Genomic DNA, 18,158 nt, shown 5'->3' with positions numbered 1-18,158 from the left:
TGGTGGGGGAGGGGCGGCAGTGTTTCAGGGTGGCAAGCATTGCCGCAGCGCGTCGCTGACGGCCGCCGCCGTGGCGGGCCGGGTCAGGCGTGCGGTTTCCTGGCCCTGACGCAGGAAAATCAGCGTAGGCCACAGCTTGACGCGGTAGCTGCGCCCCAAGCGGCGGCCCGGCCCGTCTTCGATTTGCAGATGATGGACGTCGGGGCACTCCGCCAGCGCTTGTTGAATCAAGGGCTGGGCCGCTTGGCAATGGCCGCACCAGGGCGCGCCGAATTCCAGCACGGTGACGCCGGGCTGGGCATCCAGTTGGGCGCGTTCCGGCGCCGGGTCGCGGTAGAGTTGGTCCATGGTCTGGGAGGGGCTGGGGTGAATTTTAAATATGCCAAAAGACTGGTGGGTTTGCCAGCGCTTTGACGAAGGGGGCGGCGACGCGGGCTTGCCAAAGCCGGGCAAAACCGCGACGATGCAGGCCGTTTCGTCAATGGCCCAGGGTTTGAAATCATGAAATCGCGCAATGTTTCCGGCGGCTTGGTGTACTCCACCGAACACGGCCGCATGTGTCCGCAGTGCGGCTTCGCCGTTGCTCAATGCCAATGCGGCAAGCAAGAGGCGCCGGCCGGCGACGGCGTGGTGCGGGTGCGCAGGGAAACCAAGGGCCGCAACGGCAAGGCGGTCACCGTGGTCCAGGGCGCGCCGCTGAACGCGCTGGAGCTGGCGCAACTGGGCAAGCAACTGAAAAACGCCTGCGGCAGCGGCGGCACGGTCAAGGACGGCGTGATCGAGATCCAGGGCGATCACTGCGAACAGGTGGTTGGGCTGCTCAAGCAGCGCGGCTGGACGGTGAAGCGCGCAGGCGGCTAGCAGCCGTTCCCCGGACGCGGCGCTCTGCCCTCGCCGGGATGAAAAAGCCCGCGGCAAGCCGCGGGCCAAAGCTGAGACTGGGGGTTACGCCGGCTGCGTCTGGGCTTGGCTGACGCCGAGCGAGGCCCGCCGTTGTAGTTCGGCGGCGAATTGAGCGCCGAATTGTTCCAGATACTGGCGTTGCAGCAGGCATTCATGTGGCGCGTTCACTTCGTACTCGATCAGCTTGCCGGAGATGTAGGGCTGCCACAGCGACGGCTGCTGATCCTCGGGGCGCAGGATGTCGGTAGTGGCGCGGATGAAGATCAAGTCGCCGTCGTAGCGTTGATAGCGGCAGCGGGCGAGCAGTTCCAGCATCAGCTTGGAGTCGTTCACCAGCCGGGTCAGAAACTCATCGCCAACCTGGCTGCCGCCCAGCACTTCCTCCATGGCGCTCTTCAGCCCCTTGATACCGGCGCGCGGCGCGCCGACGATGGCGCGGGTCATCCGGGTGATGATGGTGGCGTCGTCCAGTTTCAGAGAAGCCGGCCCGCCTTGCAGCGGGTAGCTGTCGAACATGCACAGGAAGCTGACCTCGTGGCCGTCTGCCTGCAGCATGGCGGCCAGGCGCAGCGCCAGATTGCCGCCCACCGACCAGCCGGCCAGTTGGTACGGCCCGCGCGGCTGCACCGCCTGGATGCGCCGCCGGTATTCCTCCGCCAACTCGTCCAGCGATTCAATGACGCGGTCCGGATCGCGCAATATTGGCGACTGGATGGCGTACAGCGGCTGATCCTCCGGCAGGAAGGGCAGCAGGCCGGCATAGGGCCAGGCGATGCCGCCGCCCGGATGGATGCAGAACAGCGGCGGCCGGCCGCCCTGGACGCGCAGCGGCAGCATGGCGTCGAAGGGATCGCTGAAAGCGGCTGGCCGCTCCAGGCGCTGAGCCAGCTGGCGCGGCGTGGGGGCGGCCAGGAAGTCGGCGATGCCCAGGGAGACGCCGAAGGTTTCCCTGATGTTGTTGATTAGCTGCAGACCCAGCAGCGAATGCCCGCCCAGCGCGAAGAAATTCTGATTGGCGTAGACCTCGCCGCATTCCAGCGCCGTCGCGAACAGCCGGCACATGATTTCTTCTTCCGGGGTGCGCGGCGGCGCTTGCTCGCCGTCGTCCTGCAGCGTCGGCGTGGGCAGTTCGCTGGTGGCCAGCTTGCCGTTGGGCGTGAGCGGAAAGGCCGGCACCACCATGATGACGCTGGGGATCATGTGATGGGGCAATTGACGGCTTAGCGCCTGTTTCAGCCCCTCGCTGTCCAGCTCCAACTGCTGGTTGGCCACATAGCCGACGATGGCCGGGCCGTGCGGCAGGTCTCGCAGCAAGGCGACGGCGTCCTCTACGCCGCCGCAACCTAGCAGGGCGTTTTTGATCTCGTCCAGCTCGATGCGCAGCCCGCGCAGCTTGATCTGGTTGTCCTGGCGGCCCTGATAGTGAATGCGGCCGGCGTGGTCGAAGAATACGCGGTCGCCGGCCCGATACATGGTGTCGTCGGGGTCCAGTAGATCGGGGACGAAGCCTTTGGCCGTCAGCTCCGGGCTGTTGCGGTAGCCGCGGGCCACGCCGGGGCCGCCGATGAACAAGTCTCCCCAGGCCCCGGGCGGCAGCAGCCGTTGCCGCGGGTCCACCACGTAGAGCCGGGTGTTGGCGGTGGCGGGGCCGATGGACAGGTCGCCGTCGCCGTAGTCGGCGTTGATCGAGGTGGCGAAGGAGGTTTCGGTTGGGCCGTAAACATTGAGCAGGCGGCAGTGGGAGAAGCGCGCCAGCAGCGCCGGCGTGCACGGTTCTCCGCCCAGCATCAGGACGGTGTCCCGAGGGAAGTCCTCGGTCTGGTGATAGGCCAGCAGGCTGGGCGTCATCACCAGCAGTTTGATGTTTTCCCGTTTCACCAGCGAGGCCAGCGGCTTGCCGGGCGCGCTGGAGACTTTATCGCAGAGGACCAGAGTGGCGCCGGCCAGCAGCGTCATCATGATTTCCAGAACCGACATGTCGAAACCGGCTGCGATGAATTGCAGCACGCGCTGGCCGGCTTGCAGCCCAGCCGCCCGGATGGCGGTGTCCGCGATGGGCACCAGGTTGCGGTGAGTCACTTCCACGCCCTTGGGTTTGCCGGTGGAGCCCGAGGTGTAGATCAGATAGCCCGGCGCGGAGGGGGCCACGCGGGGGAGCGGGAGAGCGGCAGGCGGCAGCGCGTCCAGCGCCGCGGCGTCCAGGAACAGCAGTTTCTCCGGCGCAAGCTCGGTTTTGACGGCGCCGCCGGCGGCGACGATGACCGCGGCCGGCGCGGCGTCGGCCAGGATGTAGTCGATGCGGGCTTCCGGCAGGTCGGGATCAACCGGCACATAACCGGCGCCGAGCTTGAACAGCGCCACCGCTGCAACCGCCCATTCGACGCTGCGCGACACGATCACGGCGACGTCGTCGCCGGGCCGCACGCCGCGCGCCAGCAGCAGGCTGGCCAGGCGGTCGGCGCGGTCGTCCAGCTCGGCGTAGCTGAGTTCGCGCTCGCCCTGGCGCAGGGCCGGCAGGTGGCCGTGGCTCCGCGCGGAGGCGGCGAAGGCGTCGGCGAAGACCGGCGGCGCATCGGCGCGCACCGGCAGCGGGTAGCAGCGCTCGCGCTCGCCGGGCAGCAGCAATGGGTAGTCCGCGGCGAGGGTTTCCGGCGCGTCGACGAAACGTTCCAGCAATAAAGTCATCCGCGCGTAATGCAGCTCCAGCGCCTCGAGCGGGTAGAGATCGGCGTTGGCGTTGAAGCCTATCTCCAGCCGGCCGTCGGCGTTGCGGTCGAAGATGTCTATGCCGAGATGATCGGCGGGGCCGTTGGCGACGTTCTGAACCGCGGCTTCGCAGCCGTCGAAGCCCACTTCCTGGTCATAGGCCACGATATTGAGCAGGGTGTTGAACAGCGGCTTGTGGCCGCGCTCCGCGTACAGGTCGCGGATCATGGCTTCCGAGCGGTAGCCCTGATGCAGTAGATGACGCCGCAACTGGCGTTGGATGTCCGCCGCGACCGACAGCACCGTGGATTCCGGCGTAAACGAGATGCGCAGCGGCAGGATATTGGCCACCATGGCCGGAATCTCGCGAAGGGCTTTCAACTGACGGGCCGCCACCGGCATGCCCACGGCCAGCTCGTTTTGTCCGGTCATTCTGTGAAGATAGGCGGCGCAGGCGGCCAGCAGCACGCTGGACAGGCGAAGCCGATGCAGGGAGGCGGTTTCCCGCAGCCCATCCACCGCTGCGCCGGAGAAGGCCTTGCGCAGGCGGTTCAGCTTGCGCAGGGGCGCGTCGCCGGGCACCAGCTGGGTGGGGTCGGGAAGATCCAGGCAATACTGGCGCCAGTAGGATTGGTCCTTGAGATAGGACTCGCTCTGGCGGTAGGCCTGCTCCGCTTCGAACACTTGGCTTAGCGGCTGCGCCGGCAGCGGCTCGATGGCTTCTCCGCGCGCTAGCCGGACATAGCAGTCGGTGATGTGTTTGAACAAGATGGCGTGACCGAAACCGTCCACCACCAGGTGGGAGCCCAGCTCTATCATGCGGTGGCGACGATCGGCCAGTTTGACGATCAGATAGCGGATCAGGGGTTGCCCGGCCAGATCCATATCGTCGGCCAGCAGTTCTTCCAGCATGGCCGAGTAGGCCTGCTCCGGGTCCGGTTTGGCGGACAGGTCGTGCCAGGAAAAATAGGCGTCGTGCAGTTTGGGGCGGAGGCGTTGCCGGTATTGCCCGGTGGCCGGGTCCGTTTCGAAAGCGGCGCGCAGGGTGTCCACCTGTTGGCACACGGTTCTGATGGCCTGTTCCAGCAAGGGCGTTTGCAAATCGCCGTTGAATTCGATCACATCGCACAGGTGATAATGAAGGTTGCGGCCTTCTTGACCGATGGCGAGGCAGACTTCTTGCTGAGCGGCGCTCAGCGGGCAGATTGATTGATCTTCTAGCATGATATTTCCAATATATTGTGTTTGCAGTTAATTTAATGTATTTAAAATTAGGTTAATGGCGGATAGGGGCGCGGTTACAAAGGCTGGAAAAGCGCGCGTTCCGCTATGGCGGCGGCTTTAGGCCGGCAGACATTGCCAGTTTCACGGCTGAGGCAAGGCGCGCCGACGCAGGCAGTACTTGAGCACGGGAAGACGGCGCAACGTAGGCTTGTTAGCCGCTCTTGGAACCTGTTTACGATCTGCCGCGTGTTGTGAGACGTGACAAGGTGAGTGCCGCTTCGAAATGCTCATGTACCCTGTGTACATTCCGCTTTCTCAGCGGTTTTCGCCTTGTCTCGCCTTAGCTCGCGAGATCGTAAAAATGTTCTTGGTACATGGCTTGGTTTACTGGCGGCAGATGGGCGTGGGGAAGGGGGGATCTGTCGGCGACGCCGTGGATTGGCGTGGCCGGGGGTGATAGGTGCGCGTTGTGGCGTTTTTCATGGTTGCCCTGCACATGTCGTATAAGACAGGCCGAATATGTCGTTTTGATAATACGCGGAAATTATATCAATACGGCATGAAATTGATACAGTAAAATTCACTCGACATATGTCGGCAAGAGAGATTTGTCTCATTTGTGCAAACGCACATTTTCAGAGGGCCAACAAAATATTAATCTAGCTCAATACGCGCTGTTAAAGGCTGTGGCAGCTCTACGGCAAAACGGTGCGTTGCAGCAAACTTGTGCTGGCTGGGAAGGCGGGCGGGGCGATTATGCCGCGGAGCGGCAAATGGGAGGCGGCGCTGACGCGCGGGCAAGAAAGGCGCTTGGGCTGCTCAACCCCATCCGGTTGACGCCTGTGGCCGCGTGGGCGGGGCGGCGGAGAATTGAATTCGATGCGCAAAGAAAAAGACCGAAGTCCGGCGCCATCCGCTGAGGGCGCCATGCATTTCGGTCTTGTGCGACAGTTGACGATCCGGGAGGATCAGAACGGTAACCGGAACCGCACACAAGCAAGTTTTTGGTTATGTTATTGATTTAAATGACAAAAACCTTAATTGGTAGGCTGGTATGTAAAGATCACTTATGTAAAGTGTTTTGCCAGTATGCATTCTTCGGCTAGCTGCTCCCACCCTGTTGAAGGACTCTCTGGTGAAGTCTGGCGTAACCTCGCAGGCTGTTCATCAGCCTTGTGGAAGTTTGCATAAGCGGCCGTTGCAGACATTCGCTGAGCACGGCAACGACCTGAACATCGAGTAACCTCTTCTGCGCGGTTAGCGACTGTTGTCGACGGGTACCGTCCCTAGTTCGATTTCACCAGCGGCAGATGGGTAGTTGTATCGGTAGCAAAACAACCCACGATCGCGTCATCGATGCGCCAGTCGATGCTCGCCAGTATTGTCCGTTCAGATCGCGCCCCCAATGTCAGCTGTGAACGACAACGATCTTTACCTTATGATTGTCACGTCCCATGAGCAACCTTGAGGTAAGTATGGCAAGTCGAGGAAAGGCCGCACCTGATCGGGTCACACAGCAGAGGCTGTTTGCATCTTCGGGGGGCTATTGCCAAAACCCGAGCTGTAACGCGCCGCTGTTCAGGGAGACCGGAACTGAAATTATTCATGTCGCAGAACTGGCGCACGTATTTGCAGCTAATGATGATGGGCCCCGCGCCCCCGGGGCACTCTCCGTAGCCGAACGCGGAGCATTTGAAAACTTGATAGTCCTGTGCTCGTCCTGTCATACGGAGATTGACAAAGCGGAAAGCGACTACCCGCCTGCGCTTCTTCACGAGTGGAAAGCACGCCACCAAGTCGTGCTACAGGAAGTGTTCGGTGCCAAGAAGTACGCCAGCCGGTCAGAAGTGCGAAAGGCAATCGAGCGACATTTGGCTGAAAATCGGGCACTTTTTGATGTACTGAACCCGGAGCAGCCTTGTAATGAAAATCCAGAATCGGAAATTGCTACAAAATGGCAAGCTGCGATGAGGGCTCAGATCCTACCGAACAATCGACGGATACTTGCAGTTCTCGATGTCAACCGTGAGCTAATGACTGCCAATGAGCTGTTGGTGCTAGAGCAGTTCCGGCAACATGTCAATGACCTCACATTGCGTCATCTGACAGACGTAGCGCCAGCTAACCAAACTCGATTTCCTGCCGACATGGCGACAATAATGACGGAGGTCTGATGGCCCGCACGATTGAAGAAACGACTGCCTGGGTTGCGCAGACCATGGCGAAGAAGCAAGGTGTTTTAGGTGTCGAGAAAGTCGGTGAGCGATCGATTCGAATCTCGAGAGAGGACTATCCACCCTATGTCGCCGGGATTGTCTCTAAGTTAAGCGTCAGCGCGCAGGACGTTAGGGATGTGCTTGCCTCAGACCCAACTGTCGACATCGTTATAAATGTTCCTTCTCATGGAATTTGGACTGGTTCGGCAATTGAAGTGACCCGTGCTGCGGGGGTTGCATTTGGTGGTATGGGGGATCTCCAGTCATGCATCGCGAAAGAGGATCCTAGAGCGTATGTGAAGTCCGAGTTCGCTTTCATTGAGCGAGCACTGCGGCAACATACCAAGGTTTCTGGCATCACTCGTGAAGCAGACCGGCTATTTTTGGTTCATAGGCACGGGGCGGGCGACGTGCGTGTGCTTGCTTTGTATGAGTACGAACTTACTGGTGAGCATCTACGAACTGCTCGCGAGCGATACAGTCGCTTTGACCTCGTGCTCATCAGTAACCCAAATGGAAAGCCTACGGGCGGGGCGAAAAGTGTAGCGGAAGAGCTCCAAGTTGAAACTTATATGCTTGGTGGCCTACTCGGCCGTCTGAATAGACCATGATGATCAGTTCTTTACTTGCCGAGATATTGAATACGCTAGCAGGTTTGCAAGAGAAGCTGCCCAATACGAAGTGGTATGGGTTTGGCTCTTTTTTCCATGGGCAGAGTTCGTTCAATGACATCGACCTGCTCGCCGTATGCCGCGATGCAAGTGAGGTGTTGTCAGTTCGCAGCGCCCTTTATGAGCTTTCCTCAGTATGGCCTATTCACTTGATCATTATGACCGATAGCGAAGAGGCCGAGACTGATTTCATTTTCAGACAAGGATGTCAACTACTTGTTCCGGCAGCGGTCTAGCAGCGCCCATTTGGCCGTTTGTTATCAGGTAACATCGCCGGATTATCAAAGTCAGCTGTGTAAGCGAAGTGGTCGATGGAATGACAACGTGATGGAGAATTCGAACGTCGCCTCCTGGCCGAGAGCAGGATTTCCATTTTGCTTTCCGATAGACGACAGATGGAAACGCAAGGGCTGCTTTATGGAGGATGAACGACCGCATCAATTCAGCTAGCTGACATTAACAGCACGTAATCAGGCGCGCGCGACAACGCGCGTCGCCAGCATTTGATGTTAGACCGTAACCAACACCCCTACAGAGCGATAGTAATTACCGCTGTTTTGGAGCCTCCCTCCGACAGCTTGTTGCTCGGAGACACAGAAAAACTGATTTTCATTTGGATGGAGAAGTAGATGATGCATAGTTTGAAACTATCCGGTGTGTGTGCACAATTTACAGCGTACTTAACCCCATTCGATTTCATTACTGAAATAGTTTCCGGATCAAATCCTCGCCCATTAAACCCTGAAACAATCGCTGTCAACTTATGTATGAAGCCGGCATCGATTGATTTGAATTTTATATCGTGGGCGAAGTTATTCCTCTGGTCATTAATTATAGAAAAAGCCTCTTCTATTGGTTCCGGGAAGCCTAACCTGGATGCCAATTTAAGTTTTTCGGAAAAGGTTGGCTTATGCTTTTGATTATTAAAATGATTCGGATCGTTTTTTGTTGCACATATCCATGCGACGAGCATCTGTTCGCACATCAAATGAATGCGAAGAACTGTTACGCAATCGTCGAAACGATGATTCGTTAGTTGCTTCAACTCAGCGTTGAGATCTAAATTTAGTAAATGACTGTAGTAAATTTCTTCGTTCAATGAAGTCATCTAGCTCTTGACCTGCTCTTTGGGGAAGTTAGGAACAACTCCCATTGGTTATAACAGTGTTTATACGGACACGAAGATGCTTATATCTATTGATATTGCTGGCAGCCATTATTGTACCTAAATACCTTGTTTTTCAAGCTATTTGTCATGTGTTAGCCCGTATAACCATCAATCAACCGGGCGACATGGACGTGCAAGTTCTACAGCAAAGATGGAGCCTAGGGGGCTGGATGCGGCATATCATGTTGACCTTTCCCCCGTGCAGCAGTCCACCAAGTGTTGCCACAGTAACTGTAGCTTGGACCAGTCATAATTGCTGTTCCGGCCAGTACGCTTGAAGTCGGCGACATAATCATCTTTGGCAATGAGCTCGCCCTGGTATTGCTGCAGTTGTGGTACATAGGTGGTCCACCTGATCGCAGGCGGGTCAGTCCTAGCAGACAGGTCAAGGAAGCACTCGATCGCGCTTGCGCGGCCATTCACATCTTCGATGCTATCTCCGGTTGGCCCCAGCGTCTTGAACCTCCGAAGCTGCTCCAGATCAGGCAAACATGTGACGACTACCGTAGTAGGTAATCCGAGTGCCTGAATGTCCATCAGCGCTTTGCGACCAGCGGTGTCATTATCAAGAACAAGCAACATGTTGCCCGAGTACCGAATCCGGCTTAATCCTTTGCAAAAGGCCACTAAGTTGCCAACACCCGGAAACGGGTTCCCGGTGGACATGTCAATGAATTCGAAAAAGTCGGCTATGTCTGGATGGGTCTTTTCCAAGGCCCTCTGAAGCACGAATGTATCTGAAGAGCCTTCGGTCACAACCATCCAGCGGCTACTAGGAGGGCGTACCTCAAAGCTACTCTCATCGACGTAGCCGCCGTCCCGAACATCAGCAAAATTCCAGCAAACCCTAAGATCTGAGTACTCCTCCATATCGGCCAGAACGCGGAGGACTAGATAGGGGTCGATAGGGCGCTCAAACGCAATGAACCTAGGGTCGATAGACGGCAGTACGCTCGATCCCGGGGCTTGCGCGTATGCGATCCTTATCGCCTCACCGAAATCAACGTACGCCTCACGGCCTTGCCACCAATCAAAGGTGCTTAATGCATGCTTGAGGGCATCAAGAGAAGGCTTTGGCACGTCGTCATCGTTACCGAACCAGTTGGCCAGACGAGCCTCCAGCGACGCCGCAGTGTATCCTAGCATTTCCAACCTGGGCTCCACTCGACTTAGCACACGCCCTAGACACACACTCGACTCAACGATGGGGGAACCATCGGTCGCCACATAGTTGTAGTCGTTGACGCCTTCGTCTCCAGCCTGGAAAAGGTCCAGATGGCTGATAAAGTACTCGTTCTTGCCCCAGTCAATGTCTATCCTACCTACGCTCAATGAAATCATGGACCCCATGGATTCCCCTTCTTTTAGGCTTGCTGCTCATACTTCATCTGATATCAGTGCGTTCCAGCCTGCCAACCAGACATTTCCCTTCACAAATCGTAAACGTCAGCTTTCCGTTTCATGGGGCGCGTGCTTTTGACCTAAAGTAGTAATTGACAGCAGATGTTAGCCGTTGAACTGTCTAACAGGGCGAGCGCGCACTGCATGTAATTTCTTCTGCATCCAGATCAGGCATTATTGGGAAACTAACTGGACTCTTTCCAGGATAAATTCTGCTATTTTTTCTTCTGTAAAGCGGTTTGCATCAATATAGCCATCGATAGAAAATACTCCATCTACTTGTGAATCATCAAACCTGATGAACATAATTCTGTCGTTTTCTTTTGCTTTAATTATATCTCTGACCGCTCGCCACTCCAATCCGCACCATTCTTTTTCTACGTATTCCTTGCACAAAAACACTACAACTAAATCAGAGTTGTCACGATATATTTTCTGTAGAACCGTATCTAGATTAGGTCTGGCCAGTTGAGATTGATAGTCGAAATCATAAAATACTTGATCTTTTCCGAGTTTATTTCGGAGATGGTCTGCTATTTTGGAAACATATTTCCTATGCTCCCCTGGAAAGGACATCGCGACTTTGAAATTTATTTGGTCAATTTTGCTCATTGATTTATCTGCTTTCTCTATCGATGGATTGTCAAGTAACGCCTCTAGGGCGAGTAGAGATAAAGAAAATGGATCTGGCTCGATTCTTCTTTGTTTCTCTTTTCCTGGGTTTGATTTGGATGTGTGGTAAAGTAAATAATTTAACCAGATGGCCATTTCGTTTGAATTGACGGCTGCGGCTGGTATGAATATCCCATCTTGCTCGGCTTGTTGTATGTCACTAACTATGCGAGACTGTAATGTGGATGCTTCCTTTTTGTTGAATAGACATCCAGCTCTTTTTGCCATTCTGCAAAAGAGATTGCAGCTTTCTCCTTCAACTACAGCGAATGCAGATAGCTTTGATCCTCTCACTCCCCATTGAAGATCGCTACTCATTAAGTCGTTAACTAATGATTCAGCTCCATTTTTACGGTCAATCTTTCCGTAGTATTGCCATAACATTATTGTGTGATTTGGTGATTTGAATATGCGATTTTCGGTTGCGCCTTTATCAGTTATGTAAAAAACACTGAATGTTAAATCGTGAAATTTATCGGCTTCATGTTCGAAGGCATTTATTAGGCGCTGAATCTCATTTTTCTTTTTTCTAAGAGACATTTTGATACTCTGTTGAGTTTTGACATGCTTAATGTCTGTAGTATAAGACGGTGTCAGCAGGGTTTTTCAATTTTTTAGATATTGTTTAATTCAACTTCTAAAATGTGTACTTGGTTTTCCAGGGATGGGTAATCAAGCCAGCTTACTTGCAATGCACCTGAAGGTAGTAAGCTTAGAGCAACCCCTGTGGCTATGTTATTTGGGCCAGATATATTTGACCTGATAAGATTTTCCACTCTTGGCAAGTGATGAATGTAAAGGGCTAGCTGTAATGATAGGTCATGAGGGTCTTTGGTATCAAGAAGCAAGCTACAGCCTCTATGCTCATGAGGGGTTGGTAGCACTAAAACTAATTCGGTATTTTCCTTTATTGAACGCTTAAAGTGTATAATTTTTTCAGCAAAAATTTTGATTTTATTGGTGCTACCAATAGTCATGGCTATAATTTTTGACCGATTTTCCCAAGTATCTTTTGCTGCCTCTTTAACTATCTCTGCAACATAAAGTGCAGACATTGCCGCAAAACTTTTTATCCACCAATCCGAGTTGGCGATGAATTGAATCCAGGAAGGTGGCTCAGCTGATAGTAAGAAAACCTTGCTATCTTGTATTTTGATGTCAATATCGGGTCGCAAACTTTCTCGTAGCTCATAAAGTTTTTCTGATGGAACATCTGCTGTAGATATCAACTTCATTACATTTTCCTATTTATTTATACTTTGCTATTGCAACTCATGCTGATTCCCTATTGTTGCAAAGCCATTCGGTTTTGCTAGCACCGCGACCGGCTGGCTACTACCCAGATGCGAGCTGTAGCAAGGTCGGGTTGTGTTTGTTTGTAATTACTATGGCATTATGTCATGATCTTCGGCCTTCCCAAAGTGGAGTCGATCAGCTGCAGATTGTCTAACTCAGTCCGGTACTGTGTGCGGGGACAGGTCAGGCCCTACTAACGACTGGTTCAACAGGCTACCCTACGGAGTAGCCCCATTCGGTGATGTGATGAGGGTGGCTTCAGTTAAGGCGGTCAACGTGCTATAGAAATCGGTGCTTGGTTTGGATAGGGGGTAATGTGGCAATTAAGGCAATCTTTGTTGGTATCAACAAGCACCTCGATGCGTCGATTCCGGAACTCAGTGGGGCCAGGCGTGATGCGACAGCGTTGTGGGCGTTATTCACCGACACGATCGATGGGCTGTCAGCGCGATTGTTGCTAGATGAAGCAGCAGCCCACGCAGACGTTACGCAAGCCATCCTCGGCATTCTGATGGATGCGCAGCCAGACGACGTGATTGTCATCTCATTTGCCGGGCATGGTTCACCGGATGGTAACCTTGTTGTGTTCGACACAGACCCTGCAAACCTCGCTGGTACGGCCGTGTCGATGGCCGACCTAGCCGAGGCCTTCAAGGCGACGAAGGCGCGGGCTGTCCTATGCATCCTCGACTGTTGCTTCAGCGGGCAGGCGCCCGCGCGTGTCATCGAAACCGTAGCAAGACCACGTAATGCTTTCGCCCTTGCTGGCGTCTACGGCGAAGGCCGTATCCTGCTGGCTGCGTGTGCGGCCAACGAGTCTGCGTGGGAACAGCCGGGAACGGGGCACGGGTTGCTGACGCACGCGATCATCGAGGCGTGGACGGGTTGCTCTGGCCCGTCGGTGAGCTTTCCTGAGATCGCCGGTGAGATCATTCGGATTGCTCGTGTCGAGGCTGAGCGTATCTGCGTCACGCAGACCCCTGTGTTTCTTGGAAGCGTGCAAGGCGGCCTAGTGTTTCCAACACTTAAGCGCGGTGATAACTACGCCGCAACCTTCCCTGTACAAGCCATACGGCAGATGTCGGGTGCATTTCCTGAGTTCGCTGCGCATGGATTCCCGCTTGAAGTCGTTGAGCAGTGGACTGCAGATTTTCCAGAGGGGCTCAACGCTCTGCAGCTTAGGGCTGTGAACGAGTTTGGCGTGCTGGCCGGCGGTTCTCTGCTGGTTGTCGCGCCGACCAGTTCAGGTAAGACCATGATCGGTGAGTTGGCCGCGATCCAGGCTATCATTTCCGGTAAAAAGGCAGCTTTTCTCTTGCCCTACCGGGCGTTGGTAAATGAGAAGTTTGAGGAGTTCAGTGCGCGCTATGCTGCCACGGGTCTGCGTGTCGTGCGCTGCAGCGGAGATGCAACGGATGGTATCGGTCCCGTTCTCGCGGGACGGTATGACCTTGGGTTTTTTACCTACGAAACCTTCCTGAATCTTTCGCTGGGCTCTCCGCGTTTGCTGAACCAGCTCGGCTTGGTCGTTGTGGACGAAGGACAGTTCATTACCGACCCGCATCGGGGTATTACGGTCGAACTGATTTTTTCGCTGCTGCTACGAGCGCGGCAACTAGGCATCCAGCCTCAACTAGTCGTTCTTTCTGCCGTCATCGGCAACCTGAATAGTTTCGATCGTTGGCTTGATGTGCCCTTATTGGTATCGCGTGAGCGACCCGTGCCGCTCATTGAAGGTGTGCTCGATCGGCGTGGTACGTTTCAGTATATCGATACCGATGGGACAACCAAGACGGAGGAATTGTTGCCGGCGCGCCGCATCGTGCAGCGGCGCGACAAGCCCAGTTCGCAGGACGTGATCGTCCCGCTGGCGCAGCAACTCGTCGGTCAGGGCGAGAAACTGCTTGTGTTCCGCAATATGCGTGGACCAGCCCAAGGGTGTGCCAAGTACCTCGCTAAGGAACTGGGTCTGGGCCCGGCTGCTGCAGTGCTCGCTGTGCTGCCCACGCAGGACCTGACGGCGGCCTCGCAGGACTTGCGGGAGTGTTTGGCTGGGGGTACGGCGTTTCACAACACCAACCTGCTGCGCGCGGAGCGTGAAGCGGTTGAAAAGGGCTACCGCAGACCAGATGGAGGCATCCACGCTCTCGTCGCGACCACAACCTTGGCCGCAGGTATCAACACTCCAGCCTCCACCGTGGTTCTGGCCGAGAACAAATTCGTCGGTGAGGACGGTAGACAATTCACCGTCGCTGAATACAAGAACATGGCTGGCCGTGCTGGCCGATTGGGTTTTAACGAGACCGGCAAGGCCATCATTCTGGCCGAGACGCCAATGGAACGCGCACAGTTGTTCCAACGTTATGTCATGGGGGTGCCAGAGGATGTGACGTCATCGTTCCAGCAGCGCGACCTGCCGACCTGGACGTTGCGACTACTCAGCCAGGTACGCGGTGTCCGGGAGAGCGAAATCCCAGGGCTCCTGGTCAATACCTTCGGGGGCTACTCGGCGTCACGCGCGAATCCTCAGTGGATCACGCTGGTCGAGCGCGACGTGGCCGAGCTGATCACTCGTCTGTTGCAGGCTGGTCTGGCTGAGCGGGAAGGAGACTTGATCCACCTGACTCTTCTTGGACGAGCCTGCGGCGCTTCGTCTCTATCGTTCGAGTCGGGCTTGCGCTTGGTAGAGTTGATGGCGCAACTTGATGTCGCCAGGACGCCGCCATTCCACATGCTCGCGCTGATCCAAGTTCTGGACGAGATGGATGCGGTCTACACGCCTGTAATGAGGAGAGGGCAATCGGAAAGCGTGCGTTCTGCAGATGCGGGGCAGCGGTTCGGACAACAGATGGTGCAGGCATTACAGCGATACTGCCGCGACCAGTTTGAGTTCTGGGCTCGTTGCAAGCGAGCCGCGTTGTTGTACGACTGGATCGAAGGAACCACCGTCGACGTGCTGGAAAAGCGCTACTCGACGACTCCTTTTGCTGGAGCCATCAGCTATGGCAATATCATTGGCATTGCCGATGCGACACGTTTTCATCTGCGCTCAGCGCATCAGATCGTATCTACCCTGCTACCAGATCAGCCAGAGTTCTTGCAGGGGCTGGATGAAATATTACAGCGGCTTGAGTTTGGCTTACCATCTGCGGTAATGCCGTTGACGAAGCTGACGGTGCCACTAACTCGCGGACAATGCCTCGCCCTTGCCTCCATCGGCGTCAACGATGCCGCCGCGCTCAATACTCTGGACGACGATTGCCTGCGCGACTGTGTAGGAACTGCGGTGGTTGCGATGTTGCGGCCGCTGGCTGACGTAGTGTCTGATCCGTAAGGAGTGTGTCAATGGTGCTGATTACAATTCCATTATTGGTGCCAAATATGTCGATGTCACCCTCCCACTAATTACTAGCAATTTCATCCATGGCACAAGAACGCTTCTGGAAAGAGCTTTTCCAACTTAAGGTCCACATCAACTATGTAGAAGCCCATATTCATGAGGCTGAAAAGTACGACCGTCGCTTCAAGATGTTCATGGCGGTGTCTTCCAGCGCAAGTATCGGTGCTTGGGCAATATGGAAGGATTTGTCATTCCTGTGGGCAGCGATAATTGCCCTTTCTCAAGTTATTGCAGCTATCAGCCCACACCTTCCATACAGAGAGCGACTCAAGACATATGCCTCCATGCTCCACGAGCTTGAGGAGGTATTTATTCAGGCTGAAGCCAAATGGCATGATGTAGCCTTGGGGAAGTATGATGAGGGCGAAATCAATAAAGCTAGAACTAATTTGCGATTACAAAAGCAAAAGATCTTGAAGAAACATCTGCCATCAACAGTGATCCCTGACGATTCAGAAAAGGCGGATAAGGCAGAAGAACTTGCATTGAGCTACTTTTCTACGTTCTATCCCTCATAAAGGAAAATGACATGGCAATCCCTCCCAATAAAAATGTTCCCTCATCCACTGGCCGCCGACCGACTCTTGATGAGCGTGGTCTGCCAACTCCAAAGCAGACCCCTCCGATGCCTAAGGTGTCGCCGCCGAAGCCGACCAATGAGAAATAACTCATCGGCACTGTAGATCTGACCTAGTGGTGCTGTGATGTGTGTGGCGCTCAGCATCGAGACAGCGCTGTAGCTGCACGAAGCAGACCCGCAATGGCTGTGCTCGAGTTCGGGGTAGTGGTAGAGCGCACCACGCGCGAGCTCGCTGGCATGCACTGCATTCCACTCATGGCAGTGGATCCACCTAGGTAGCAATTGGTGCGCAGCCGCTTATTCGGCCAGCCGGTAGCATGCCTTGCGGATCTGCAGGCATCGATTGTGCAATATTTCGCAGCGGCAGCTGAAGCGCTGTGTCGGGTAGTCAAGCGTTGCCGGCATATTGGCGATTTAGATCCACGCAAACCCGTTTCAGCCGGATAAACCGCAATATCATAGCTACGATGCGCTTGGGCTTTGATCACCTATGGCTGACACGCTGATGCATGACACATGCCGCTTGGGTGTTGCTGTGGCAAGCGCATCGTCCCGGATTCGTTCACAAAATAGTCGATGTACTACTGTCAGGTATTGAGGCCGGCCTAGCGCGGTAAAAGGACTGGTTGATGCCGAGTGATGCCCCGCAGCGCATCGTGCTGATGGCTGATGAATGTGGTGGACTAGGTTAATGCCCGTTGGAGGGAGCAGAACCCTCAAGGTGAGGGCGGATCAGCTCGGCTAGACCAGGACCATGCACCGCGAGTGTCTGTGCCCGTGTTATACAACGCGTTAGGACGAGCTACTGATCGCACGCTGACGATTTTTAGAGCTCAACATTTCCCCATAAACATTCACCTTTCACTGATGACCGCGTAGCCCAAGCATTCAGAGGGTGATGATTAGTCCTGGTGCAAACGATGTGTTTTCCGGAGGTCGACCTGCAACCACGTAGCCACGCGGGTTGCAGACAACCCGGCATTTCCCGAGTTGATAATCGAAGCTGTCGTGGGTATGTCCATGGATCCAAACATCAGAGAGCTCTACCAAAGGATCAAGCCGACTTGCGAAGGAAGGGGAGAGTTGGTCGTTCTGGAACCTAGGGGCGACGCTGTGAGCTGAGGGTAGGTGATGTGTGATCACAACGCGCTTCTTCTCACTTGGCTCATACAAGCGGCTGGCGAGCCAAGCCTTGGCCTCAGCGTGTAGCAACGCCGTGTCGCTGGGCCGGAAGCGGCGGAAGTTGCCGTGCTCCTCAAAACGAATGGTTCCTGTGAAATCCGTCAGGCGAGTCGCAGCATAGGATTCCGCGATGCGTACCTCTTCAGGCGTGTCCCCGTTGAGGGCGAAATCGGTCCACAAGATGGCCCCCAGGAACTCGATATCGCCGATGACAAGGCTTTCTTTGTCGAGGAGATGAACGTTCGGCGTTTTGTCAGCGGCCGCCCTAAGATCACGCAGAACGCGGCTGTATTCCCCGCGGTAGAACTCATGGTTGCCGGGCACATAGATCACAGGTAGGCCTGCGCATTGCGCCTGGATCCATGGAAAGGCACGTGTCCCCAGATGGATGTCGCCGGCGAGGATAACGATATCGATGCCAGAAACATCCAGGTCCAGTGTCGAGAACTCCAGGTGCAGATCGCTGACCACCAAAGCTTTCATGGCTATGCCTTATTTTGGAGGAGCCGTCCTATCTTACCCCGCTTTTCGCCTGGGTATGGAGGCCTAGGCCTGTTGGAGGCTCCATTGGGCGATCCGCTGGATGTGCTGGTTGATTGGTACGGTGTAGTTACTGGACGAGCCCCCTGAAACACAGGACACCGTTTCCCCCTTAAACTAAGGGATAGGCATACGACTGTGTTTATGACTCACACTAACAAATCCTCCATCGAGGTTCTGGGGCCAGAACGCCGCCGGC

Annotated in this window: 13 protein-coding genes; 6 read left to right on the top strand and 7 right to left on the bottom strand. The window is 55.3% G+C overall.

The window, feature by feature from the left end:
- Nucleotides 1-24 precede the first annotated feature (24 nt).
- Nucleotides 25-348 carry a thioredoxin family protein gene (locus tag HA052_RS22230; protein WP_166453641.1) on the bottom strand — a complete coding sequence of 108 codons (324 nt, stop codon included), beginning with the start codon at nucleotides 346-348 and terminating at the stop codon, nucleotides 25-27.
- A gap of 153 nt (nucleotides 349-501) precedes the next feature.
- Here HA052_RS22230 and HA052_RS22225 point away from each other — a divergent pair, with 153 nt between their 5' ends.
- Entirely contained in the window at nucleotides 502-861 is a 360-nt protein-coding gene (locus tag HA052_RS22225) for a translation initiation factor Sui1 (protein ID WP_081545508.1), read from the top strand.
- Between the two features lie 84 nt (nucleotides 862-945).
- On the opposite strand, the gene HA052_RS22220 is transcribed toward HA052_RS22225, so the two are convergent.
- A complete protein-coding gene (locus HA052_RS22220) occupies nucleotides 946-4,833 on the bottom strand; it encodes a non-ribosomal peptide synthetase (protein WP_166453640.1) in 3,888 nt (1,295 codons plus the stop codon).
- A 1,454-nt stretch (nucleotides 4,834-6,287) separates the two neighbouring features.
- Here HA052_RS22220 and HA052_RS22215 point away from each other — a divergent pair.
- The 3 genes from HA052_RS22215 to HA052_RS22205 are packed head-to-tail and all read left to right on the top strand — an operon-like array spanning nucleotide 6,288 to nucleotide 7,956.
- Nucleotides 6,288-7,007 (top strand): hypothetical protein, encoded by a 720-nt coding sequence (locus HA052_RS22215; protein WP_166453639.1) that lies wholly within the window; start codon nucleotides 6,288-6,290, stop codon nucleotides 7,005-7,007.
- Nucleotides 7,007-7,660 (top strand): hypothetical protein, encoded by a 654-nt coding sequence (locus HA052_RS22210; RefSeq protein ID WP_166453638.1) that lies wholly within the window; start codon nucleotides 7,007-7,009, stop codon nucleotides 7,658-7,660. Before HA052_RS22215 ends, HA052_RS22210 begins: the two co-directional genes overlap by 1 nt.
- Nucleotides 7,657-7,956, top strand: a complete 300-nt coding sequence (locus HA052_RS22205) for a hypothetical protein (protein ID WP_166453637.1) — start codon at nucleotides 7,657-7,659, stop codon at nucleotides 7,954-7,956. Before HA052_RS22210 ends, HA052_RS22205 begins: the two co-directional genes overlap by 4 nt.
- A gap of 293 nt (nucleotides 7,957-8,249) precedes the next feature.
- On the opposite strand, the gene HA052_RS22200 is transcribed toward HA052_RS22205, so the two are convergent.
- The 4 genes from HA052_RS22200 to HA052_RS22185 form a co-directional block, all read right to left on the bottom strand.
- The gene (locus HA052_RS22200) at nucleotides 8,250-8,828 is read right to left on the bottom strand and encodes a hypothetical protein (RefSeq protein WP_166453636.1); all 579 of its coding nucleotides are present in this window, start codon (nucleotides 8,826-8,828) and stop codon (nucleotides 8,250-8,252) included.
- A 240-nt stretch (nucleotides 8,829-9,068) separates the two neighbouring features.
- On the bottom strand, nucleotides 9,069-10,238 hold the full coding sequence (locus tag HA052_RS22195) for a HEPN/Toprim-associated domain-containing protein (RefSeq protein WP_166453635.1): 1,170 nt from the start codon (nucleotides 10,236-10,238) through the stop codon (nucleotides 9,069-9,071).
- A gap of 225 nt (nucleotides 10,239-10,463) precedes the next feature.
- Nucleotides 10,464-11,501 (bottom strand): toll/interleukin-1 receptor domain-containing protein, encoded by a 1,038-nt coding sequence (locus HA052_RS22190; RefSeq protein WP_166453634.1) that lies wholly within the window; start codon nucleotides 11,499-11,501, stop codon nucleotides 10,464-10,466.
- Nucleotides 11,502-11,575: 74 nt separating this feature from the next.
- Nucleotides 11,576-12,196, bottom strand: a complete 621-nt coding sequence (locus tag HA052_RS22185) for a hypothetical protein (RefSeq protein ID WP_166453633.1) — start codon at nucleotides 12,194-12,196, stop codon at nucleotides 11,576-11,578.
- Between the two features lie 377 nt (nucleotides 12,197-12,573).
- On the opposite strand from HA052_RS22185, the gene HA052_RS22180 reads away from it, so the two are divergent.
- Together HA052_RS22180 and HA052_RS22175 are read left to right on the top strand one after the other, a co-directional pair.
- A complete protein-coding gene (locus tag HA052_RS22180; RefSeq protein ID WP_166453632.1) occupies nucleotides 12,574-15,591 on the top strand; it encodes a DEAD/DEAH box helicase in 3,018 nt (1,005 codons plus the stop codon).
- Nucleotides 15,592-15,680: 89 nt separating this feature from the next.
- On the top strand, nucleotides 15,681-16,175 hold the full coding sequence (locus HA052_RS22175) for a hypothetical protein (protein ID WP_166453631.1): 495 nt from the start codon (nucleotides 15,681-15,683) through the stop codon (nucleotides 16,173-16,175).
- A gap of 950 nt (nucleotides 16,176-17,125) precedes the next feature.
- Here HA052_RS22175 and HA052_RS22170 read toward each other — a convergent pair.
- On the bottom strand, nucleotides 17,126-17,902 hold the full coding sequence (locus HA052_RS22170) for a metallophosphoesterase (protein WP_166453630.1): 777 nt from the start codon (nucleotides 17,900-17,902) through the stop codon (nucleotides 17,126-17,128).
- Nucleotides 17,903-18,158: the final 256 nt, after the last annotated feature.

The sequence above is a fragment of the Chromobacterium fluminis genome (assembly GCF_011602385.1).
Classification (GTDB): Bacteria; Pseudomonadota; Gammaproteobacteria; order Burkholderiales; family Chromobacteriaceae; genus Chromobacterium; species Chromobacterium fluminis.
The sequence above is the reverse complement of the archived record's forward strand: the minus strand, read 5'-3'. Positions and strand labels throughout refer to the sequence as shown.